This is a genomic window from Longimicrobium sp. (assembly GCF_036554565.1).
Taxonomy (GTDB): Bacteria; Gemmatimonadota; Gemmatimonadetes; order Longimicrobiales; family Longimicrobiaceae; genus Longimicrobium.
The window spans coordinates 1-5,510 of sequence record NZ_DATBNB010000786.1 but is presented as its reverse complement, the minus strand read 5'-3'; the positions used below and the strand labels follow the sequence as shown (position 1 = coordinate 5,510).

10 protein-coding genes are annotated in these 5,510 nt (G+C 66.6%); 3 read left to right on the top strand and 7 right to left on the bottom strand.

All coding sequences use genetic code 11. The annotated features are described in order from the left end of the window. Both VIB55_RS22185 and VIB55_RS22180 read left to right on the top strand, forming a co-directional pair. Nucleotides 1–427, top strand: a 427-nt coding sequence (locus tag VIB55_RS22185) for a DUF5700 domain-containing putative Zn-dependent protease (protein WP_331878860.1), incomplete at its 5' end; no start/stop codon positions are given. 72 nt (nt 428–499) lie between these two features. Further along, nucleotides 500–1,900: an amidohydrolase family protein gene (locus VIB55_RS22180; RefSeq protein ID WP_331878859.1), complete on the top strand. Its 1,401-nt coding sequence runs from the start codon at nt 500–502 to the stop codon at nt 1,898–1,900. Nucleotides 1,901–2,059: 159 nt separating this feature from the next. On the opposite strand, the gene VIB55_RS22175 is transcribed toward VIB55_RS22180, so the two are convergent. The 5 genes from VIB55_RS22175 to VIB55_RS22160 form a co-directional block, all read right to left on the bottom strand. After that, nucleotides 2,060–2,401 (bottom strand): DUF5615 family PIN-like protein, encoded by a 342-nt coding sequence (locus VIB55_RS22175; RefSeq protein ID WP_331878858.1) that lies wholly within the window; start codon nt 2,399–2,401, stop codon nt 2,060–2,062. After that, nucleotides 2,398–2,610: a DUF433 domain-containing protein gene (locus tag VIB55_RS25560; protein ID WP_349263065.1), complete on the bottom strand. Its 213-nt coding sequence runs from the start codon at nt 2,608–2,610 to the stop codon at nt 2,398–2,400. The genes VIB55_RS22175 and VIB55_RS25560 overlap by 4 nt, the downstream gene beginning before the upstream one ends. A 256-nt stretch (nt 2,611–2,866) precedes the next feature. Next, on the bottom strand, nt 2,867–3,268 hold the full coding sequence (locus VIB55_RS22170; RefSeq protein ID WP_331878857.1) for a hypothetical protein: 402 nt from the start codon (nt 3,266–3,268) through the stop codon (nt 2,867–2,869). Nucleotides 3,269–3,320: 52 nt separating this feature from the next. Next, nucleotides 3,321–3,527, bottom strand: a complete 207-nt coding sequence (locus VIB55_RS22165; protein WP_331878856.1) for a DUF433 domain-containing protein — start codon at nt 3,525–3,527, stop codon at nt 3,321–3,323. A 22-nt stretch (nt 3,528–3,549) separates the two neighbouring features. Further along, nucleotides 3,550–3,927, bottom strand: a complete 378-nt coding sequence (locus tag VIB55_RS22160; RefSeq protein WP_331878855.1) for a hypothetical protein — start codon at nt 3,925–3,927, stop codon at nt 3,550–3,552. A 127-nt stretch (nt 3,928–4,054) separates the two neighbouring features. On the opposite strand from VIB55_RS22160, the gene VIB55_RS22155 reads away from it, so the two are divergent. Further along, nucleotides 4,055–4,336 carry a hypothetical protein gene (locus VIB55_RS22155; protein ID WP_331878854.1) on the top strand — a complete coding sequence of 94 codons (282 nt, stop codon included), beginning with the start codon at nt 4,055–4,057 and terminating at the stop codon, nt 4,334–4,336. A 46-nt stretch (nt 4,337–4,382) separates the two neighbouring features. On the opposite strand, the gene VIB55_RS22150 is transcribed toward VIB55_RS22155, so the two are convergent. Further along, nucleotides 4,383–4,769: a VOC family protein gene (locus tag VIB55_RS22150; protein WP_331878853.1), complete on the bottom strand. Its 387-nt coding sequence runs from the start codon at nt 4,767–4,769 to the stop codon at nt 4,383–4,385. A 70-nt stretch (nt 4,770–4,839) separates the two neighbouring features. Further along, nucleotides 4,840–5,510: hypothetical protein (locus VIB55_RS22145; RefSeq protein WP_331878852.1), on the bottom strand; the 671-nt coding region annotated here is incomplete at its 5' end.

The window sequence follows — 5,510 nt, the reverse complement described above, 5'->3', positions numbered from 1 at the left end:
CACCTGCTCCGCCAGCTTCCGAGGCGAGCAGGGCCCGCAGTCGGTCGAGCGCTATCTCCGCAACGCGCAGCCGGCGCGCATTACCGCGAACTTTGCCCTGTTCGACCGGGTGCTGGCCGATTTGGGTGCCCGGCGGGTCAGCTGGGAAGATGCCTATCAGCGCGGCTTTTCCGGGGACGAGGATGCGCGCTTCTACTTCGTGGGCTATGAGATGGCGAAGGCGATCGAGCACCACTGCGGCACCGCGTGCATCCCGCGGCTCTTCGAGCAGCCCCCGGTGGAGTTCTTCCGCCAGTACATCTCGCTTTACCGCGCGCACCCGGAAATCCGGTGGCGCTTCGCCCCGGAGACGGAGAGAGTCCTCATGTCGCCCGAGCTGAGTAGCCGAAACGGTGCGCCAACCGCCGCACGACCTGTTCAGCGGTGATTTCCTGACTTGGATTCTCGACATGATCGGCCCCGGGCCGGACACGTCCACTCCCCCAGCCGCCACCGAACGATGATCCCGCGACTGACCCTGTCTTTGCCGAACCGCCCCGCGTCCGCGCTGTGGACGTATGCGCTCGCCGTCGCCTCCACCCTGACGGCGGCCCAGGGATGCGCGCCGCCCGTAGACCCGGGGATACCCGCTCCCGCCGAACGCCCGGCCGCGGCGGCCCCGTCCGCGCGTGCGCAGCGGGCGCGGATCATCCCGCTGGTCGACCATCATCAGCACATCATGGGGCCGGCCTCGGCCAGCAAGCGTCCCGCGCCGCCCCCGCCCGTCGCGCTCCCCGCGGCGCTGGACTCGCTGCTCCGCGAGCGCGGACGCCTGAGCGGGAGCGCGGAGGCGGGTGCGCTGTACACGGACGACGCGCAGGTGGTGGATCTCACGGAAGAGACGCTGCCGTGGGTGCAGGGGCGTGAGGCGGCCGCCGCGCTGGTGGATGCGATGCAGCCGAACAGACGGTTCGTCGCCAGCTCGCTCTCGATGGATGGGTCCGTCGCGCACGTGGCGGGCGAGGTGCTCAGCGTGTCGTCTGGCCGCGCGGTGATGACCTTTTCCACGGGCCTGCGCAGGGACGCGCGGGGGACCTGGCGCATCGCCAGCGAGACGCTGATGCCCATCCCCGAATGGCAGTTCGAGAAGGTGATCACCGCGGACGACCTGATCGACAACCTGGACGAGGCGGGGATCGACCGCGCGGTGGTGCTCTCCGTGGGGTACTGGCACAACGACGAGGCTACCACGCGCGCGGAGAACGACTGGACGGCGGCGCAGATCGCGCGCTACCCGGACCGGCTGGTGGGCTTCTGCGGCATCCGCCCGCTGCTGGACTTTGCCGTGGCCGAGCTGCGGCGATGCCGCCGCGAGCTGGGGATGAAAGGCATCAAGATGCACTTTCGCGGCAGCAGGGTAGACGTGCTGAACCCCGAGCACGTGGAAAAGGTGCGGCGGGTGTTCCAGGCCGCCAACGAAGAGGGGATGGCCATCGTGGTGCACTCCGAGGCGCGCGGCGAGTACGCGCGGGCACACGCCGAGGCGTTCCTGGAGCACCTTCTGCCGGCGGCGCCGGACGTGCCCGTGCAGATTGCCCACCTGTGGGGCGGCAACCAGTACCGCGCGGAGCCGCTGGCCGTCTACGCGGCCGCCATCGCCGCGGGCGACCCCAGGACGCGGAACCTGTACTTCGACCTGACGGAGATCGTGCCGGGGGCGCAGGGCTCGGAGGATGCGCTGCGGGAGATCACGGAGCGGCTCCGCCAGATCGGGATGGACCGCATTCTCTACGGCTCGGATGCCACCACGGCCGACGGTGCGCGGGTCGTGCAGCGCTGGGCGGAACTCCGCCACCGGCTAGCTCTGACCGACGCCGAGTTGCAGGACATCGCCGACAACGTGGCGCCCTACCTCCGCTGATCGGTCCGCCGACGGCCGTACGGCCAACCTGAGCGGGTAAACCCGCCGCTCGGATACCAGAAGCCCCGACCACGGCGCGCGCTCGCGTCGCCGTTCGGGGCTTCACCTGCTCACACGCGGTTACGGATCATCGTCCGAATCGCGCCTGCCTCGTTCACTCTACCAAGCGTCCCCTATTTCGACCAGCGGCTCGCCGGATTCGAGCACTCGCAGCACCTCGGGGAAGGTCTGCAGGAGCAGCTGTTTCAATCGTGTGTTCGACGTATTTCCACTCCGAAGCCACGCGATCTGTGGAGGGGGACCGAAGCGGTTGAGCAACTGGACGAAGTCGCTGTCCTTTGTCATCACCGCCACGTCCGCTGCCTTAGCTGCCGCGAAGATCTCCGCATCCTCCGCATCCCGCAGTCCAAGATCGCGAACGGCCAGTGCTCTAACTCCGAAACGCGAGCGAAGCCAAAGCGCCACCGTGGGCGAAATTTGGGCGTCCAGCCACAGAATCACGCGACGACGACCGGATAGTCAATTCGGCGCGATGCGAATCGAAGGCATGCTTCAATGTCCGCAGGTTCCAAGTCAGGTAGTTCCTCAACCACCTGCTTTGGCGTCATCCCTGTGGCCAGGAGATCGAGGACATCAGTTACGCGGATCCGCATGCCCCGGACGCATGGCCGGCCGCCACATTGGCGAGGGTTCACCGTAATGCGCTCCATCAGACTCACAGGTTGACCTCTGTTTGTGTTTAGTCACGGCTCGCAGACCGTGGAACGTGGCCGCGGCCGCAGCAGCGATTACTCGGCGCTCCCCAATGGTATATCAAACGCCCCAACGCGCAATGCCGGCCACCATCTACGTACCAGCTGTGTCTGGTTAGGGTTCTTCAGCAGGACATTCTCGAGTACCAAAGAGAAGCCGCAGCTGCTCCTGCTCAGCCACGGCCGTATTTCATTCGTCCCCAGGCCACCTCGGCTACTCGGGTCGGAGAGATGAGGACGTCTTCCAGACCCGCGCCGCGCCGATCGCGTAGCACACCCCCAGCACGATGCAGATGGCGGAACTGACGATCATGAACGTCAGCTTCGCTCTCAACTGATTCGTGTACACGTCATCCACGAGCATTACGGCTGGAACGCCGAGCAGGCCGCGGGCCAGGTACACCGCGGCAATGAGCGTCAGGGCGAGGCGCAGGAGAGGGAGGCGGCGGATGAGACCCGCGCCCGAAAACGCGTAGAGAGACCACAAACCAAGGATTGCAGCGATGGTGTCGGTGACGAGCGCCGGTTGGAGGGAGCCGCGCGCCGCCATCCGCGCCATGCGTTCGCCCGCCCCGAAGAAGCGGTACCAGTCGGGGCCGCCGATGATGATCGCCACGTGCAACAGGGCCGCCCCGGCCGTGAGCACCCCTCCGATCACGAGCAGGCGATCAGCGAGCCGCACGCGACGTGGTTTCGCTGAGGAAGCCGACTGCCTGTTCACGAGTGACGGTAGGAAAGCTGCCCAGAAACTCGTTGATCGCACCGCCTTCTTCGAGGCAATCGAACAACGCCTGGACCGGAACCCGGGTGCCGATGAACACCGGCGCGCCGCTCATGATTTCCGGGTGGTTATGCACGAATGTTTCGCCGGCCATCACCGCCTCCAGACTTCTGCGTTCAGCCCCGCAGATCGGATATCCAGGCCGGCTCCGGCGCACCAACCTGCCGCCCCTTGCTGTCGATCAGCTGGATCAATGCCGCACGAACGTCGTCGCGGTGTTGAGCGGGAATGTGCTCCAGCAGGAACGCGATAGCGGCCTCGGCGGTTTCCGCATCGACCGGCGCATCGCTCCCATGTTCACGCTGGCGGATGTACCACGCCGTCAGCTTGCGGATCGTCGCGCTTCTCGGCTCCGACCCGTTGGCGAACTCGCGAATACCAGGCGCGGAGAGCCCAACTGCCTTCGCGACGACGTGGGATGACGTGCGGTCGATCGCATCCCGTACGGCGCCGCGAAGGACGCTGACGGAGATGCGCGGCTCACCGGAGGGCATTGACGCTCCGGTGAGCAGGGCATAGACTTGCCCGGAAGCCTTGGAAACTTTCTAGGGAGTTACACTGGACAAAGTAGGTCTGCCATCACAGGCCTACAAGGGACGTGAGGATACGGGAGGAGGATCGATGAGAACGCGAAGTGAACAGGGCGATCTCGCGTCGCCACTGCGGTTGCTGGAGATGCTGGAGTTCCGGTTCGGCGCGTTCGTGGCGATCGCGACGACTTCGCTGGAGTTGAGCCGCAAGAGCCCGGAGAACGGCCTTCCGATGGACCGCGGCACTGCCGAAGCCATCCTTGAGTTCAGGGATGACCTGAAGCAGGCGTATCGCGCGGCGTTGGAGTGGGGCGACGCCAAGGGGCTCGGCCCAGGGCTTAGCCTCACCGAGAATGACGAGGACGACGCGTGAGCCTCCACTCGGACCCGCGCGGGCCCAGCTGAAGCTCCTCACCGGTTCAGTCCACCTTGGTGGCGATCCACCACGTGGTGCCGGCGGCGTCCTTCACTCCGCCGCGCTTGTCGGGATCGTCCCGCTGCACCGGCTCCTGGACGGACGATGCGCCAGCTTCCAGCGCCCGCCGATACGTCGCATCCACGTCCGTCACGTAGACGTGCACGTGCGACGGCACCGGCGGCCACCCCTGCACGGCATCCGCTACCATCACCACCGTGTCGTCGATGCGCACCTCGGCGTGGACCAGCTTGCCGGATTCGTCCGCGAACCGGCGCAGCGCGACGCCATCGAAAACGCGGACGACGAACTCGATGGTCTCGCTCGCGCCATCGACGATCAGGTACGGCGAAACCGTGCTGTAGCCCTCGGGCTTGTGGGATGCGCTCATCGGCGGATGCTCGTGTGTTCGAGGGGGCGCGGGCAGGCGCGGGTGCGGATGTGGTAGACTGTCCATCAGCCTACGACTCGATCAGCTTCCGCTGCATCAGCAGCGCCATGAGCGTGGCCGCGACCAGATCCTGTTCCTCGCGCGGCAGGGACGGCGAGATGCGGATGATGCCCGGGTGCGTGCGATCGACCATCCCCACGAGTGTCTCCCCCTGGCGCACCAGGTACGCGCGCGGAAGCTCCTCGTCATCATCGCCCCGCTCGCGCTCGCCCGCGATCTCGAACTTCACCTCGCCTCGCTCGATCGTCCCACGCGGCACGTTGTCGTTGCGCGCAGCGAGCGTCAGCATGCCGGACCTCGCGGCGGAATCGGCGTCCATGAACACGCGGCAGTTCAGCGACAGCCCCGACTCCAGCTCAATATCCACCGATCCGATCGAGAAACCGCGGTCCCGGTCCCGGCTGTCGCACTGCACACGTGTCTCGCGCGCGGCCTCGGCCGAGTCACGAAGGGCGAACTCGTACCGCTGCTGGTACTCCCGCTTGCCCTTGATCACATCCAGCACTCCACCGCGCCCGCGGATCTCATGAAAACGAACGTTCGCCACGCGGTACGGGCCGAACCTGTAGCGCACCGTCTGCCGGTCGTGGCGCGCCACCATCCAGGCTTCGGTCGTGGAAAGCGCCTCCGGAACGGGCATCGGCGGGATGGTGCCAAATGCGCAGGCGGACAGGGAGACCA

Excerpts from the sequence above, each read along its gene's own strand:
- VIB55_RS22160 (WP_331878855.1), bottom strand. The coding sequence starts at position 3,927 with ATGCCCTCCGGTGAGCCGCGCATCTCCGTCAGCGTCCTTCGCGGCGCC.
- VIB55_RS22155 (WP_331878854.1), top strand. The coding sequence starts at position 4,055 with ATGAGAACGCGAAGTGAACAGGGCGATCTCGCGTCGCCACTGCGGTTG.
- VIB55_RS22150 (WP_331878853.1), bottom strand. The coding sequence starts at position 4,769 with ATGAGCGCATCCCACAAGCCCGAGGGCTACAGCACGGTTTCGCCGTAC.
- VIB55_RS25560 (WP_349263065.1), bottom strand. The coding sequence starts at position 2,610 with ATGGAGCGCATTACGGTGAACCCTCGCCAATGTGGCGGCCGGCCATGC.
- VIB55_RS22180 (WP_331878859.1), top strand. The coding sequence starts at position 500 with ATGATCCCGCGACTGACCCTGTCTTTGCCGAACCGCCCCGCGTCCGCG.
- VIB55_RS22165 (WP_331878856.1), bottom strand. The coding sequence starts at position 3,527 with ATGGCCGGCGAAACATTCGTGCATAACCACCCGGAAATCATGAGCGGC.